This is a genomic window from Vibrio satsumensis, from assembly GCF_050337435.1.
Lineage (GTDB): Bacteria > Pseudomonadota > Gammaproteobacteria > Enterobacterales > Vibrionaceae > Vibrio > Vibrio satsumensis.
Genome location: NZ_JAKJSX010000004.1, coordinates 171,611 through 190,039, shown reverse-complemented (window position 1 = coordinate 190,039; position 18,429 = coordinate 171,611). Strand labels below are relative to the sequence as shown.

The 18,429-nt window shown below is 46.7% G+C and carries 3 protein-coding genes; 1 reads left to right on the top strand and 2 read right to left on the bottom strand.

Features of this window, described 5'->3' with window-relative positions; translation table 11 throughout:
- Positions 1-2 precede the first annotated feature (2 nt).
- A complete protein-coding gene (locus tag L4C44_RS03885) occupies positions 3-1,352 on the bottom strand; it encodes an HlyD family type I secretion periplasmic adaptor subunit (protein ID WP_285954562.1) in 1,350 nt (449 codons plus the stop codon).
- Positions 1,353-1,382: 30 nt separating this feature from the next.
- The gene (locus L4C44_RS03880) at positions 1,383-1,715 is read right to left on the bottom strand and encodes a hypothetical protein (RefSeq protein ID WP_428804410.1); all 333 of its coding nucleotides are present in this window, start codon (positions 1,713-1,715) and stop codon (positions 1,383-1,385) included.
- A gap of 188 nt (positions 1,716-1,903) precedes the next feature.
- On the opposite strand from L4C44_RS03880, the gene L4C44_RS03875 reads away from it, so the two are divergent.
- Entirely contained in the window at positions 1,904-18,268 is a 16,365-nt protein-coding gene (locus L4C44_RS03875) for a tandem-95 repeat protein (RefSeq protein WP_428804409.1), read from the top strand.
- Positions 18,269-18,429: the final 161 nt, after the last annotated feature.

Here is an 18,429-nt window from a genome sequence, read left to right as displayed (position 1 = left end):
GATTACCTCTCATCGAATGCATCTTCGATGGCAGACATCACAGGTTTCGCTGCGTATTCGATCACGCGACGCGAGCCTGTTTTTACATCTGCGGTAAATTCCATATAGGGCGATAACTTGTATTGAGTGCCTCCTCGTTCAAGAAAGTTTCGATCAATCTCAATCTCTGCCAAATAGAATTCAGCATCTTCTTCTTCATAGGATGAACGGCTGATTGAGGCGATGGTTCCCTCAACAAATCCATATTTTGCGAAGTTATAGGTATCCATTTTTACTTTTACCGCTTGGCCAATTTCAACAAACCCCATGTCTTTACGCGGGATTTTCGCTTCACCGTGTAGGGAGTTATTGATTGGTGCAATATCAGCGATACTCTCGCCGGGTGGTATTACCGCAGAGCGGAAGTTGAAGTGTAACTTGTCGACCACACCATCGACTGGCGAGTAGACGATTAAGCGATCAACCTTGTCGGAATGTTGTGGTTGAAGGATCCGTTTCAGTTTGAGATCTTTATTGGCTTGAATGATTTGTGCTTGGTACTCGGAGTTACGGTTCTCAACCAAATCTCGATGTTGTTTCTCGAGTTTGTCGAGTTGGAAACGTTCGTTCATGACCGACTCATCAAGGTTTTCAATCTCACGAACCATATTGGATTCTTGTACTTTCATATTTAGAACGTCGACATATGACGCCATCTCTTCTTTATAAAGCGTATTTTTGATGTCGAGTTGTTTGCGAATTAGCGATAGTTGGTTATCTGAGCTTTTACGACGTTTTAGCATTGATCCAATCAAAGAGTTTTTGTGTTTAATATCGTGAGTGATCAGCTCTTCGTTGGAGCGGTTCTTCGAGAACTCTTGCTGCCACGTATTCATGTTGACTTGAACTTGTTCTGGGTAATTTTCGATGTAAGAAGCAAAGTTTGGTTCGACCATGTCACGCAAGCTTTCATAACGGATTTTATCGAGTTCCAGCTGAATGATTTCGGTATTCACTGTATCGAGTTGGGTGTTACGGTCGAGTGAACGGATTCGAGCAATAGGCTGGCCTTCATACACAACTTCTCCTTTTCTCACTAACAGCTCTTCTAATATCCCACCCTCCAGATGTTGAACCTTCTCAACATCAGACTCCAATAGTAGTTCGCCACGTACAGAAACAACTATGTCGATGCGTGCTTGTGACGCCACGGCGATAGCCACCAAAGCAAGTAGAAAAATGATGAGTAACGTCTTGTGAACGCTAGTCATCGCACTTGCAAGCACTATGGTGTCATCTGCTGTGACCTTGGAAGCCTCGTTGTTAGAAACGAGTGCTTTTCTGAGGTGATGTTCTATTTGTTTATTGCTCATGACCTACCTCGATGACTCGTCATCTACAACTTACTTAATATCCAACAAGTGATGGATTTGTCGATTGACGTTGTGCAATTCAGTTTTTACATCCTCTAAAAGATCTTCTGGTGCAGGGAATTCGTGCTTACTCAAATGTTCCAATTTGGCCATTTTAGGCGGAAGATCTTGGTCGCATAGCAAGGTTAAGATGGTCTTCAATTTTTTTGAATAACTGCTGAGTTCATCAAAACGATTACCTTTATGAAGCTCTTCTATATTTAGGACTGCATCAGAAAAGTCATTGTAAAAGTCGCTTAATAGCAATTGCAGCCCTTTGTGGTTGTCGTCGACTGAGCGCAACAAATTCGTCATGTCTATCATTGCTCCACTGCCTTAATTGCTTTAATCACAATAACTAAGGATGTTTAAAGGCAGTTTTCAAATTTTTTTTGATTCTTTCTCTTTAAAAAGAAAATATGAAAAATGTTGTATAAAAATTTGGTTTTTCAAAATGGTGTCCTTTAATGCTTCTAAATACGATCAGTTAGCTAGTAGCAACGGAGGCTGTAATGGCAGGCGAAAATAACCAAAACAACCAAAACGAAGATCTAAATGACGCGGTAGAACAAACGGACACGAACGACGCGGGTACACCCTCCCAACAGCAGAATCAACAAAATCAACAAAATACGATTGCGTCGACAATAGCGACGGGTGCTGAAAACACGGATGCGGCCGACGAGGTTAATCAGGCTTTAGAAGACAATCCGAGTGGCGCAGGTAATGCTGAAGATGCGTCGGCTTCTGGTGCGGCTGTTCAAGACGAGACGCCAGAAAGCGATGGAAATTCAGACGCAGCTCAATCCAATGTAGTCGGTGGTGCGGCTTCGGAAGCTGGTTCGGATAATGCTGCTGGTAGTGGTGGCGCAGCTGGAGCGGGCGCACAAGCTGTAGGTGGTGATAACGCAGAGTCTGCGACAGGTGGATCAGACGCTGAAGGTAATGAAGAACAAGGTCAAGCTGCACGAACCTCTGCAGCGCCGAGTTCTACATCTTCTGAATCGGGTGAGCAACAAGTCGGTGACGACCTCGATTCACAGACAGTCGAAGAGACATTTGCCGTTGATGTTCAAGCTTCAGATGAAGAGACAATCAGTGAAGTAGAAGATGACTTTGATTCCGAAACAGTAAGCGAAACGTTCAAAATCCAAGTAGAAAGTGAAAATGATGCGCCAGAAGCAGAACAAGATCTGGCTTACATCATGGATGAAGACGGTTCCATAACATTCACTCAAGAACAATTACTCGAATACGCAAGTGATGTAGATGGGGACGAGCTTGTTGCTTCGAACGTTCAAGTTGGTGCTGATGCAACAGTTCAAGACAATGGTGATGGTACTTTCACCGTTGTTCCTTCAGCTGACTTTAATGGTGAACTTGACCTTACTTTTGACATCAGTGACGGCCAAGAAACGATTAGCAGCGCAATTGATTTAACGGTACGTCCGATTAATGACGCGCCAGTTCCTGAAGATAAAACGTTTGAAATCGAGGAAGACGGAACGCTTGTCTTTACCGACGCTGACCTGTTAACAGGCGCTACAGACATTGAAGGTGACAACCTAACGGTTGAAGGTGTGAACTACGATGGTGGCGACGGTATTCTTACCGACAACGGTAATGGTACGTACACTTTCGCTCCAAACGAGAACTTCAATGGCGATGTAAACTTCGGCTTCAACGTGTCAGATGGCACCGATACGGTATCAGCAAACATTGATGTTAGCGTGACTCCTGAGAACGATCCACCTGTTGCAGGTTCAACGTCTTACACGGTGAATGAAGACAATTCGATTACCATTTCTGATGCTCAACTATTGGCGAACTCTTCTGATATTGAAGGTGATGTATCGATAGACAGCGTAACTTACTCTGGTAGTGACGGTGTCCTGGAAATCAATGGTAACGGCACTTACACCTTCTCGCCAAACGAGAACTTCAGCGGTGAAATTGCACTGGATGTGGTTGTTGCTGATGAAGATGGTGCGACTGACGCGACGACCGCGGGTATCAATGTTCTTGAAGTGAACGATCCGCCGGTTGCAGGCCCAACGTCTTACACCATTGATGAAGACTCTGTACTTACATTCAGTGAGTCACAAGTACTGCTTAATGCTTCTGATGTCGAAGGAGATGTTGAGCTTGTCGGCATTAGCTATGACGGCCCCGATGGCATCTTCTCAGTAAATGGTGATGGCACTTGCAGCTTCGCTCCGAATGAGAACTTTAATGGCCAAGTTCAGCTTGATGTAACTATTCGTGATGAAGACGGTGCAGAAATTGAAACCGTCATCAATGTTGACGTATTGCCAATCAACGATGTACCAGTATCGGGTGATTTGGCATACAACGTAAACGAAGATGGTTCAATTACATTGAGCCAAGATCAGTTGTTGTCTCAAGCATCGGATGTGGAAGGAGATGACCTAACCGCGAGTGACTTAACTGTCGATGGTAACGCAACGGTAACGGCCAATGATGATGGCAGCTTCACTATTGTTCCTGAGGCGAATTTTAACGGTGATATTGATATTCAATTTAATATCACTGATGGCACAGATACCGTTCAAGCCACAGCGGATCTGACTGTTAATCCAGTTAACGATCTACCGGTTCCTCAAGATCAACAATTTAGTATTGAAGAAGACGGTACCCTGCAATTCACAGATGCAGACTTACTGTCAGGCGCAACTGATGTAGATGGTGATGACCTTACGGTTGAGGGAATTAGTTACACTGGTGGTGATGGTGTTCTAACTGACCACGGTGATGGTACTTATACCTTTGCGCCAAATGACAACTTCAATGGCGATGTGAACTTCAGTTTCGATGTGTCTGATGGCACCGAAACCGTTAGCGCAAATATCGATGTCAGTGTCACTCCTGAAAATGATCCGCCTGTTGCTGGTTCAACCTCGTACATGGTTAATGAAGACAATGCGATCACTATTTCTGATGAGCAATTGTTAGCAAACTCTTTGGATGTGGAAGGTGCCGTGTCGGTTGATACTGTCACTTACAGTGGCACAGATGGTGTGTTCCAAGATAACGGCGATGGCAGCTATACCTTCCTTCCTAACGAAAACTTCAGTGGCGATATAAGTCTTGATGTCATCGTTGCAGACGAAGAAGGCGCTATTGATGAGACGACAGCAGGCATTACCGTACTTGAAGTGAACGATCCACCTGTTGCTGGGCCTACGTCATACACCATCGATGAAGATTCTGTTCTAACGTTCAGTGAATCTCAGATTCTTGTGAATGCTTCAGATGTCGAAGGTGACGTGGAACTTGTTGGCATCAATTACGACGGGTCGGACGGTATCTTCACCGTGAATGGTGATGGCACCTGTAGCTTCGCACCAAACGAAAACTTCAATGGTCAGGTTCAACTGGGTGTGACCATTCAAGATGAAGATGGCGCAACAGTTGAAACACAGATTAACGTTGATGTATTGCCAATTAATGATGCACCAGTATCGGGCGATTTGGCTTACACGATTAACGAAGATAGCTCAATTACGTTGACACAAGATCAATTGTTAGCACGAGCGGGAGACATCGATAGCGATAATCTAGAAGCGATCAATCTATCGACTGATGAAAACGCGACCATCCAACAAAACGAGGATGGTAGCTACACCATTACACCAGACGCTGATTACAACGGCGACCTCGACCTGAGTTTCGATATCATCGACAACGATGGTGGTGAGGTTCAAGTTGGTCTCGATATCACAGTTAATCCACTTAATGACTTGCCACAAGCGCAAGATCAACAGTTCACCATTGAAGAAGATGGCACATTACTGTTTACGGACGAAGACCTACTTGCTGGCGCATCGGATATTGATGGTGATGAGCTGTCGATTGAAAATGTCCTTTACACAGGTGCAGATGGTGTTCTGAGTGACAATGGTGACGGTACTTATAGCTTTGCACCAAACGAGAACTTCAATGGTGATGTTCAATTCTCATTCGATGTTTCTGATGGCACCGGCTCGACGGCTGCTGTTATTGATGTCAGCGTGACACCTGAGAATGATCCACCTGTCGCGGGCTCGACGGCTTACACCGTTCAAGAAGATGGTCAAATCACTATCAGTGCTGAACAGCTACTGGCGAATTCTTCCGATGTTGAAGGCGATGTTTCACTATCAAGTGTGAGTTATGGCGGTGATGATGGCTCATTCGTTGATAACGGTAATGGCACATTTACCTTTACGCCAAACGAAAACTTCGACGGTGATATCTCACTTGATGTTGTTGTCGTTGACGAAGATGGCGCTACTGCTACTACGACAGCAGGCATTGATGTTATCGCTGTGAATGACGGCCCTGAAACGTCCGGTATTGAAGCTGAAGTCGACGAAGATAATTCAATCACTATTACTCAAGAGCAGCTGCTTGCGAATGCTACTGACGTTGAGGGTGATGAGTTAACGGCGTCTAACCTGCAAACCAATGATCCTGATGCGACTATCGTTGCAAATGACGATGGTTCTTTCACTATTACGCACACCGAGAACTTCAATGGCGAGTTAGATTTCACATACAGCATCAGCGATGGTGAAAATGAAGTTCTGACCACACTGGATTTAACCGTTAATCCTGTCAATGACGCGCCAGAAGCGGGTGAAGAGATCTTCATCCAAGCAAAAGAAGACCAAACAGTTGGTGTAACGCTTCGTGAAGAGCCTGCATTACGTCTAGATCAAGCACCGGAAAACGGCATCATCGAAGCTAATCTTGATAATGAGTGGGTAGTACTGGAAGTTGGTCAAGAAGTACCGGCTGACACGGAAGTACGTTTCGTGCCAAGTGAAGATGCTCTAGCAAACGGTACTCATACAACACAAATTGGTACCTTCGATGATAATGCGAGCGTGGATGACTGGGGAACGGAAGTTGATCCATATACTCGTGAGTTCTCGGATGGTGACTTAACGGTTACGGTTCAAAGTAACGATGATCCGCTGGGTGCATGGAATGGTAATACTCATATTGGTCATGGTATCGGTGACACCGACCGCCAAGGTCTGAGTGGTGATGAGAAACTGACTATTTCTGTTGAAGGCCAAGACATCAACGAAATCAGCTTCCACCTAGATGGTTTGGGTGGCTGGTTCATGGAAGAGTCTCGTCACTTTACAGAAGTAGAAATCAAAGCGTTCAATGAGGATGGCGACCTAATTGACTCGATGACTTACCACAAAGAAGACCGTGGTACTTTCGAGACCGACTATACGCTTACGGTAAATGAGCCGGTGTCTTACTTTGAACTTGGTACCGTGCAAGGTAATGGTACTTACGTCGTTCAAAACATGACAGTGTCACAAACTTTTCATGATGAAGCCGTGTTTACATCGATTGGTGTAGACGGTTCAGAAATCACTGAAACGGTTGAGTTGAACATCCATGCGGGTGACAACAAAATCGAGCTAACGGCTGATCTTCCTAATATCACTATCGATACGGAAGGTTCTGCTCAGTTTGCTTCTGTTGTAATAACTGAAGAACAGTTACTCGCTCAAGCATCAGATATCGATGGTGATGACCTTGATATTCAGAACTTAGAGCTGGTGGGTGAAAACTCAGAGCATGCAACGCTAACTGATAATGGCGATGGTACTTGGACCGTAACACCGGATGAAAATTTCTACGGTGAAATTGAGCTGGGTTATCAAGTCAGTGATGGTGAGCTGACAGACAGCAACATCATCAACATCAACTTCGAATCAGTAAATGATGCGCCAATCGTTTCTGGCCCGATTGTTCTATCGACAGATGAAGATGAAGGTATCACGTTCAGCGCTGATGACTTGTTGGCGAATACCACTGATGTAGAAGGCGATGCGTTGTCGATTTCTGACATCACTTACGGTGGTGATGACGGTGAGCTAGTTGATAACGGCGATGGTACGTTTACCTTCATGCCGAATGAAAACTTCAATGGTGAAATCGACATCGACTACAAAGTATTTGATGGTGCTGATGAAGTGGCAACGCATCTAGACCTAACGGTTGTACCGGTCAATGATGTGCCGGTTCCGGGTGAACCATTGCATACTCAAATGCTTGAAAACGGCTCTATGATCATCGAAGCGAAAGACCTATTGTCTGGTGCTACCGATGTTGATGGCGACATTCTTCATGTCGAAAACCTATTATTAGCAGACCAAACGCAAGGTACGCTAACAGATAATGGTGACAACACCTTTACCTTTGAACCTGCAGAGAACTTCTATGGTGAGGTAAATCTGACCTTCGATATCAGTGATGGTCAAGCTAGCGCACCAAGCACGGCAAGAGTTGACGTTGAGATTGTCAACGAAGGCCCTGAAGTGAGCGGTCCAATTCAAGCGGCAGTTGATGAAGATGGTTCAATCACTATCACTCAAGAGGATTTGTTGGCGAATGCAACCGATGTTGATGGCGACAACCTTGAAGCGGTTAACTTAGCTACCAACGATCCAAATGCGGTTATCGTAGAAAACTCAGATGGTAGTTTCACAATCACACCAAGTGCCGATTTCTTTGGTGAGATTGAGTTTACTTACGATGTGACTGATGCCATCGAGACAGTTGCAGCCGACCTGAACCTAACCGTAAACCCTATCAACGATGCGCCAGATGTGCCGGACATTTCTTTCACTACGGAAGACGGTCAAGCCATTACCATTACCGAAGCTGAACTATTAGCACAAGCGACAGACATTGAAGGCGATGAGCTGTCTGTGGTGAATGTGACTAGCGCAAGCGACACGGTAGAAGTCACGGATAACGGTGATGGAACATATACATTAACGCCAGAGCTGGGCTTCTTCGGCAATGTTGATCTAGCGTTTGATGTGAGCGACGGCACTGATGTGGTGGCTGCAAACATCGACCTGAAAGTCGAATTCGTCAATGACGCACCAGAAGCAACAACAATGGTTGCAGATGTCGACGAAGACGGTTCAATTCTGGTTACACAAGCGATGTTGCTAGAGAACGCGAGCGACCAAGATGGTGATGAGCTGTTTGCGAGCGCGCTAGAAACCAACGATCCGAATGCAAGTATCGTAGACAATGGCGATGGTACTTACACAGTGACACCTTCGGAAAACTTCAATGGTGATATCGCATTCACCTATGAAGTGAGTGATGGTGAACTCAGTACCGCCAATGACATGACATTGACTGTGAATCCGGTGAATGACATTCCAATTGTTGCTCCAGGCATGTACCACATCGAAGAGGATGGCAGCATCCTGTTCACTCAAGAAGATCTATTGAGTGGTGCGATTGATATTGATGGCGACGACCTAAGCGTTACCAGCATCAATTACTCTGGTGATGAAGGTACAGTAACCGACAACGGTGATGGCACGTTCAGCTTCGTTCCTGAAGAGCACTTTAGTGGTGATTTGCAGTTTAGCTTTACCGTGACCGACGGTACAGCTGAAGTAGAGCAAGACCTCAATGTTCACATTGAAGCGGTCGCGGATGCGCCGGATCTTGTGATTACCGATGGCGATGGCGTTAACGTTGATGACCAAGCTATTTTGGTTGAGCCAGGCGGCATTGTTGAGCTTAATATTGCGGCGGCACTGGTAGACCAAGATCTATCAGAAACACTGACGGTAACGGTTGATGGTGTGCCAGAAGGTTCGGTTATTCAATACGATAACGAAGGCGTTCTGAATGACCAAGAGAACGGCATCACCAGTTACAACGACACAGAAATTACAGTAACGTTTGAAGGTGAAACGGCAGGTTACCAAAACGCAGCGGGTTACTACAAAGTCGACGAAGACGGCAACATCACGGGTGTTGAAGTTGTTTACGAAAACGCGTCACAAGTTGGCGGTGGCGGTGACCTTGTTCCAGGACAAGACCAGTTCAGCTTCCAAGTCGAGGAAGGTGAGAGTTTTAACCTGTTCTTAATTCCAAACGGACATCAGCACAACGACTTTGATGCGATGCAAGACGGTCAGTACGAGTTCCGTGCAGCGGATGGTTCGCCTGCAAACATGGATACGGTTGATCCTCAACTTGTGTTTGTTGCTGCCGATGGAACTGAAACTGTAGTTCAAGGCCAGAATGGTGACGCGATCTTCCATGGTGGTTCAAGCTCTCAGCTAAACCAAGATGGTATAGAACATACACGCACGACGGTTAATGAAGACGGCGAGCTGGTTTACGGATTTGAAGATTTGTATGGTGGCGGAGATGCTGACTATACCGACTTCAACTTCACGATTGATGTGGGGGAAGTGAATAGCCAAATCTACAGCGGTGAAATTACGGTAGGCCCAGATGGCGCGATAAACCTTCCAATAACAGCGATCGACAACGAATTACAACTCCAGTTACCAGAAGATTTTAGTCAACATCTTGAAGTTCATGTAACCGCTACCGCGACAGAATTATCAAATGATGACTCTGAGGTGGTCTCTCAAACTATCTACATTAATGCGACGGGAGTGACAGTTGATCATGCTCCTGAAGCTCTACCTGTCGCTGCTACCGTTCAAGAAGATGGCTCCATAGTGGTCTCGCAAGAAGATCTGCTGGCCAATGCTAGTGATCTAGATGGTGACCAACTAACAGCGCTGAACTTAGCGACTGATGACGACAGCGTAACTATCACAGATAACGGTGATGGTACTTACACATTAACGCCAGATGCTGACTTCAATGGCGATGTTAGCTTTACGTTTGATGTGTCTGATGGTGATGATGTTATCTCTACCAATCTAGAACTAACAGTTTCACCTGTGAACGATGGTCCAGAAGCACAAGATCAAGCATTTACAGTCAATGAAGATGGTGTATTAACCTTCACAGACCAAGACCTATTAACAGGTGCGACGGACATTGAAGGGGACGACCTAAGCGTTGAAGGTGTGACTTACACTGGCGCAGATGGTGTTCTAACCGATAATGGCGATGGCACATACAGCTTCGCGCCAAACGAAAACTTCAATGGCGATGTGAACTTCTCGTTCAATGTATCAGATGGTACCGATACGGTAACTGCTAACATTGATGTCAGCGTGATGCCAGAGAATGATCCACCTGTCGCGGGTAGCACGTCTTACACGGTTCATGAAGACAACTCCATCACGATCAGTAACGAACAATTGTTAGCGAACTCTTCAGATATTGAAGGGGAAGTGGCGATTGATAGTGTTACCTATAGTGGCAGTGACGGTGTTCTAGAAATCAACGGTAACGGCACATACACCTTCTCTCCAAACGAAAACTTTAATGGCGAAGTTAGCCTAGACGTGGTTGTTGTGGATGAAGACGATGCAGCCGTATCGACGACTGCGGGCATTACGGTTCTAGAAGTGAACGATCCGCCAGTTGCTGGCCCAACGTCTTACACTATCGATGAAGACTCGGTACTGACCTTTAATGAGTCTCAAGTTCTGCTGAACGCCTCTGATATTGAAGGTGACGTACAACTTGTTGAGATCAACTACGACGGCCCAGACGGAATCTTCTCAATCAATGGTGACGGCACATGTAGCTTTGCACCGAATGAAAACTTCAACGGCCAAGTGCAGTTGGATGTGACCATTCAAGATGAAGACGGCGCTCAAGTTGATACTCATATTACGGTTGATGTCCTACCAATCAATGATGTTCCATTATCAGGAGACTTGGCATACAGCGTAGAGGAAGACGGTTCAATTACCTTGAGCCAAGAGCAACTTCTTTCTCAAGCTAGCGATGTAGACGGAGACGACCTGACTGCTTCTAACTTAATTGTTGATGGAGACGCGGCAGTTGTTGCTAACGATGATGGTAGCTTTACCATTACGCCAGATGCGAACTTCAATGGCGACATTGACCTAACGTTCGACATTAGCGACGGTACAGACACGCTGGTTGCGACGGCTGACCTCACCGTTAATCCAGTTAATGACCTTCCACAACCACAAGATCAAACGTTCAGCATTGGCGAAGACGGCATCTTGAACTTCACAGATGAAGACCTGCTAACGGGAGCTACCGATATCGATGGGGACGACTTGTCGGTTGAAGGTGTGACATACACGGGTGCTGATGGTGTTCTTACTGATAATGGCGACGGAAGCTACAGCTTTGCGCCAAACGAGAACTTCAATGGTGATGTGAACTTCAGTTTTGATGTGTCAGATGGCACAGATACGGTTCAAGCCAACATTGATGTGAGTGTGACACCAGAGAACGATCCACCAGTGGCGGGTAGTACGTCTTACACTGTGCATGAAGACAACTCAATCACGATCAGTAACGAACAGCTGTTAGCTAACTCTTCAGACATTGAAGGTGAGGTTGCGATTGATAGCGTGACTTACACTGGCAGTGACGGTGTGTTCGAAGACAACGGTGACGGCACCTACACCTTCTCACCAAACGAGAACTTCAATGGTGATGTGAGCGTAGCGGTTGTTGTTACCGATGAAGAAGGAGCAACAGAAGCGACCACAGCAGGAATCACCGTACTTGAGGTGAACGATCCGCCAATCGCAGGTTCTACCAGCTACTCAGTGAACGAAGATGAAGTAATTACCATCAGTGCAGAGCAACTGTTGGCGAACTCTTCTGATATTGAAGGTGAAGTGGCGATTGATAGCGTTAACTACACAGGCGCTGACGGCATCTTTACTGACAATGGCGATGGAACATTCAGCTTCGCGCCGAACGCAAACTTCGACGGAGATGTTAGCCTCGATGTAGTTGTGACCGATGAGGATGGTGCAACGACGGCCACGACGGCAAGCATTGATGTTCTGCCAATTAACGATCCACCAGTATCGGGTGACTTGGCATACAGCATTGATGAAGATGGTTCGATTACTCTGACTCAAGAGCAGTTGCTATCTCAAGCATCTGATGTGGATGGCGATGACCTGACCGCAAGCAACCTAAGCGCAGGCGATAATGCATCCGTAGTTGATAATGGCGATGGTACCTTCACGGTAACACCGGATGCTGACTTCAATGGCGATATCGACCTAAGCTTTGATATTTCGGACGGTACTGAGACGATTTTGGCGAACGCCGATCTGACGGTAAACCCGGCCAATGACTTGCCAACGACATCTGATGTTTACGCGAACGTTGATGAAGACAACGTCATCACTATCACACAGGAGCAGTTACTAGCGAATGCCGCTGATATTGAAGGTGATGACCTTGTCGCTTCCGACTTAACCTTGGTCGGTGACGATGCAACGATTGTCGATAATGGTGATGGTACGTTCTCAATCACTCCAAGCGAAAACTTCAATGGCTACATCGATGTTGCCTACAGCATCAGCGATGGCGACACACCAATTGCCGCTAACTTGGGCTTGACCGTTGATCCAGTTAACGACGCGCCAATTGTTTCTGCTGATGTGGCGATAACCATTGAAGAGGATGGTTCGTACACCATTACTCAAGAAGAACTCTTACAATTCGCGACTGACATCGAAGACGATGACATGACCGCAATTATCGGAGAGCAGGGCGATGAAACGACCGTAACCGGTACTGTGCTGGATGCTGAAACGGGTAGCCCAGTCGTTGGTGCAGATGTCACAATGACCGATAACGCAGGTCACTCGTACACCACTGTGACAGACCAATCTGGTAACTACTCTATGAGCGGTCCAGTTGTTGACCAAGGTACCGTAACTATTGAACAAGAAGGCTCTATTACCAGCAGCTTCCTGGTCCCAGCAGGTGAAGATACTAATGGTGGCGTGACCGCAATATCTGAAGTGCTTGAAGAAACTGATATGCGTATCGTGGTCACATGGGGTGAAAGCCCACGTGATATGGACAACCACCTATGGCTCTACGATACAGAGAATGGCAATGAACTAGACCATATCTACTACCGCGATATGAGCCACGACCTCGGTGAAGGCAATGTTGTTCAACAAGATGTTGATGACACGAATGGCGGTGGTCCTGAAACCATCACTATTCCAAATTATCAAGATGCTGACATGCACTATTCAGTACACAACTACACCAGTAGAAGTTGGGATGTAGATGGTGTTGAAGATGTACAGGTTCAGGTGTTTGTAGGCGATACATTGGTTGAAACCTTCAGCCCAGACTTATCAGATAACCCATCAGGTGATCATTGGCATGTATTCGATATCGTGAACGGCGTGATTGTTCCAAGCCAAGATGTCGGTACACAAAATGCGTTTGATTTGCCAACTGCAGAAGAAGCCCTTGCGAATGAAAATGGCATCGATATCTCTGAATTGCTAAGTGGCGACGAAGATGGCGACTCTGGTGATACGGATGGTAACGAACCAAGTGTTGGTGATATTTCCATCGACAACGCTCTAATCACTGATAACGGTGATGGTACTTACACCATTACGCCGGAAGAGAACTTCAACGGTGAATTCTCCATTAGCTACAACGTGGATGATGGTAACGGTGGGGTGACTCCAGCTGAGCTAGATGTGACCGTAACAGCAGTCAACGATCTTTCTGTGATTTACGATCATGACTACACCATTAATGAAGATGGCTCGTTGACCTTCACTGATGAGCAGTTACTGGCTGGCGCAACGGATATCGATGGCGATGACCTTTCTGTTGAATCAGTTAACTACGAAGGCACCGACGGTGTGTTCACGGATAACGGCGATGGCACTTATACCTTCGCTCCAAACGAGAACTTCAATGGCAGCGTCGACCTTACTTACGATGTCAGCGATGGCACCGATGTGGTATCGGCAAACATTGATGTTCAAGTTGTTCCAATCAATGACGTACCTGTAGCAGGCACAACCTCTTACAGCGTTGAAGAAGATGGCAGTATCACCATAAGCGATGCACAACTTCTGGCGAACAGCTCAGATGTTGAAGGGGATGTCTTTGTTAGCGATGTTAGCTACAGCGGCACAGATGGTGTGTTCACGGATAATGGTGATGGCACTTACACCTTCTCGCCGAACGAAAACTTTAACGGCGACATCAGTCTTGATGTGTCTGTTATGGATGAGGATGGTGCAACGGCTGAAACAACGGCAGGTATCGACGTTATTGCCGTAAACGACCTACCAGTTGCAGGTTCGACGACCTACAGCGTCGATGAAGATAATGTGATTATTATCTCTGATGCGCAGCTTCTTGCGAACAGCTCAGACATTGAAGGTGATGTATCCGTTAGTGATGTTTCTTACTCGGGTGCAGACGGTATCTTTACTGATAATGGAGATGGTACGTACAGCTTCGCACCAAATGAAAACTTCAACGGCAATGTCAGCCTAGATGTCACCGTTGCAGATGAAGACGGTGCAACCGCTCAAACGACTGCGGGTATTGACGTTATCGCAGTCAATGACGCGCCAGTCTCTGGCGACTTGGCTTACTCCGTGGATGAAGATGGTTCAATCACCCTAAGCCAAGAGCAATTGCTGGCTCAAGCTTCAGATGTGGATGGCGATGACCTTACCGCAGCTAACTTAACTGCAGGTGACAACGCAACAGTAACGGCAAACGATGATGGCTCATTTACCATCACACCAGATGCTGATTTCAATGGCGACATTGACCTAAGCTTCGACTTGTCTGACGGTACTGAAACGGTTGTTGCAACGGCAGACCTTACTGTTAACCCAGTGAACGACTTGCCTACGGCTGAAGATCAAAGCTTCACCGTTGAGGAGGATGGAACGCTAATCTTCACGGATGCAGACCTACTAGCAGGCGCTGCAGACATTGACGGCGATGACTTGTCTATTACGGATGTGTCTTACACGGGCGCAGAAGGTGTGTTCACGGATAATGGTGATGGCACTTACAGCTTTGCTCCGAACGAGAACTTCAATGGCGATGTAAACCTTGGCTTCACAGTGTCTGATGGCACTGAGACAGTCGATGCCAATATTGATGTGACCGTAACGGACATTAATGACGCACCAGTGGCGGGTTCAACGTCTTACCAAATGAACGAAGATGGCACGATTACTATTAGCCCTGAGCAGTTGATTGCGAATAGCTCAGACGTTGATGGTGAAGTGTCGCTTGAAAGCGTGACTTACACTGGCTCTGACGGCGAATTGGTTCAAAATGATGATGGTTCTGTGACCTTCACGCCGAGTGAGAACTTTAACGGTGATATCAGCCTAGATGTGGTTGTAACCGACGATGACGGTGCAACAGCGACAACAACGGCGGGTATTGAAGTTCTGGCCGTGAATGATGGACCTGAGTCGGAGGATGTGAAACTCACCACAGCCGAAGACAGCACGATTCTTATCACACAAGACATGTTGTTAGCTCAAGCTACCGACATTGATAACACCGCAGATGAGCTGTCAGCATCTGGTCTACAAATCGACCCTAGCTTGGGTGAGTTGCTAGACAACGAAGATGGTACTTGGTCATTCACGCCAAACGAAAACTTCAATGGCGATGTGCCAATGACGTTTAACGTTAGCGATGGCCAAGAGACAATCTCAGTCGACGGCAACATCGATGTCACGCCAGTGAATGACGCACCTGAAGCGCCTACGATTGAGATGCAAGGCGAAGAAGATGTAGTCATGGTCATTGACCCAGCTTACATCGCGGACCAAGTCACAGACCTTGATGGTGAAGAGATCAGCATCGAAAGCATTACGGTTCGTGCTCCAGCCAATGCGACCTTAACTCAGCAACCAGATGGCATGTATCACTTAGTGACTACTCAAGACTTCAATGGCTTGGTAGAACTGGGTTATCAAGCAACTGATGGTGAAGAGGTGGTTGATGGCTCGCTGAATGTGGATGTGATTCCAGTTAACGACGCACCATTCAATGTCGGTAACGCGATGATGACCACAGACGAAGGTGGCGCGTTCACCTTCGATGCGGGCGACTTGATGAACTTGTTCGGTGATATTGATACGGCTGACCTTGTGGTTTCACGCATTATCACTGCAGACGGTGAAGATGGCGGAGAAGTCACAGACAACGGCGATGGTACTTGGACATTCACACCAACCGGTGACTTTGCAGGCGTTTCAGACCTACAAGTTGTCGTGAGTGATGGTGAGTTTGAAACGGTTCTCGATGTTCCTGTGTACGTTCGTCCTGTTGCGGATGGCGCGGTGATTACCACTGACCATGACGGTCCTCTAGTTTTCGGTGAAGATGAAACGGGTCACTTAGGACTGAACGTTGGTCTAGTCGATGATTCAGAAACGCTAAGTAACCTAGTGATGACAGGTTTCCCTGTTGGATTCGAAGTAACCGATGGTGTGAACACAGTGATGATCACTGAGCCGGGTCAATACATCGACCTGTTCGACTGGGATATTTCAAACATTCAAATGACGCCTCCTGAAGACTTCCATGGTGAGTTCTTCGTAACCGTAAGTGCAACCACGGTCGATTACGGAGATGAGCCAGAAGCGTTCGAAGATGGCATCGATTCTGGTGACTTCGAAACGGTAGCGGGTGATTCCATCATCCTAACCGCGGACGACCTAATTGGTTTGGCTGAGAATGTAGATGCAGACAGCGACGATGAAGTGAAACTGGTTCATCTTGCAGACCGCAGCCAAGGTGAGATTGTCGATAATGGTGATGGCACTTGGACGTTCACACCGGCACCGGGCTTTACTGGCGAAGCAGACATTGCTTACGTGGTCGATAAAGATGGCGTGCTTCATGATGAGCAGACTGGCGTGGTCGTGAAAGAGGGCGATTCACAAGAGAATGCAGCACCAGAAGTGAACAGCATCACAACCACTGAAATTGCAGCGGACGCCACCTTGTCGTTCACTGATCAAGACATGTTAGCGAACCTGAGCGATGCAGAGGGCGATAGCATGAGCATTGAGTCAGTGAGCTTGATGGAAGGTCAGGGTGTGATAGAGAGCGATAACCAAGGTAACTATCAATTCACACCGGCTGAAGATTACACCGGAGATGTTCAAGTTGGATTCATAGCGACCGATGGCGAAAACCGCATCGAAAGCTTCTTCAACGTGGATATCCAAGGTGGCGATGAAGCAGCCGCGAGTGAAGGTTATGCCTTAGCGGATGATGGTTCACTAACTATCACAGAGTCTCAGCTGGTGGATGAGTTGGGCGTTAGCGATACAGCACAAGTTGTTGACGTTGCAGACGCGAACGATGCAGGCTTCTTCGCTGAATCTGGTGAAGGCGAATGGACATACTGGCCAAACGAAGACTTCGACGGCAACTTAGCGATGAATGTCGACGTTAACGATGGTGGTGAAGTATCGAGCCATAGCTTAAGCATCCAAGTAGCTGATGATTCAGCACAGAGTGATGAACCACAAGTACAAGCCGCTCAAGCAACTGAAGAGCAGCAAGTGGACGTCGCACAACAAGCTGATGACCAAGCTCAAGACAGTGAAACAGAAGCTGAAGATAGCGTTGCTGACGTGACAGCGGCTCCGGGCGATACCATCTCTATCTCGATTCCAGATGAGGTGAGTGGTAACGAATCGGTTGATTATGCTGAAATGTCAGGCTTACCTGAAGGTTCTACAGTGAGTAACGCACTGGACAATGGTGATGGTAGCTTCACAATCAGTGGCAACCTAGAGCACCCTGTATCTGTCGAACTTCCAGAAGGTTATGAAGGTACTAGCGAGATCCAATTCCAAGGTTACGACGAATTGGGTAGCTCAATAGACGGTGCAAGCGGTTCTGTTGAAGTTGAGGTCGATGATCAATACACCATGCAAGGTTCTACGCAAGAGCAGCAACCGGACATGGCGGGTATGGAATCTGGTGGCAGCGACTGGACAAGTTCAGGTGGTCAAGATCAAGGTGTTGACTTCACGGACGACTCTGGAAGCTTCGATTCAGACTCTCAAACTGGAACCGATCAAGGCAACGACTTCGACCAAAGCTCGATTTAATCGAAAGGGCTTAGTTTTAGTCTGAACCGATATTTAGTTTAAACCAACAAGTAGATAGGGCAGCGTAAAGTTGCCCTGAGCAAAGCCATGTAGAGTGACCTTTGCATGGCTTTCTTATTTGTCGCTGAGATTCATTCTTTGGCTTCAAAAAACCTGAGAAT

What these genes read in the sequence shown, in the direction of transcription:
- L4C44_RS03885 (WP_285954562.1), bottom strand. Translation starts at nt 1,352, where the DNA reads ATGAGCAATAAACAAATAGAACATCACCTCAGAAAAGCACTCGTTTCT.
- L4C44_RS03880 (WP_428804410.1), bottom strand. Translation starts at nt 1,715, where the DNA reads ATGATAGACATGACGAATTTGTTGCGCTCAGTCGACGACAACCACAAA.
- L4C44_RS03875 (WP_428804409.1), top strand. Translation starts at nt 1,904, where the DNA reads ATGGCAGGCGAAAATAACCAAAACAACCAAAACGAAGATCTAAATGAC.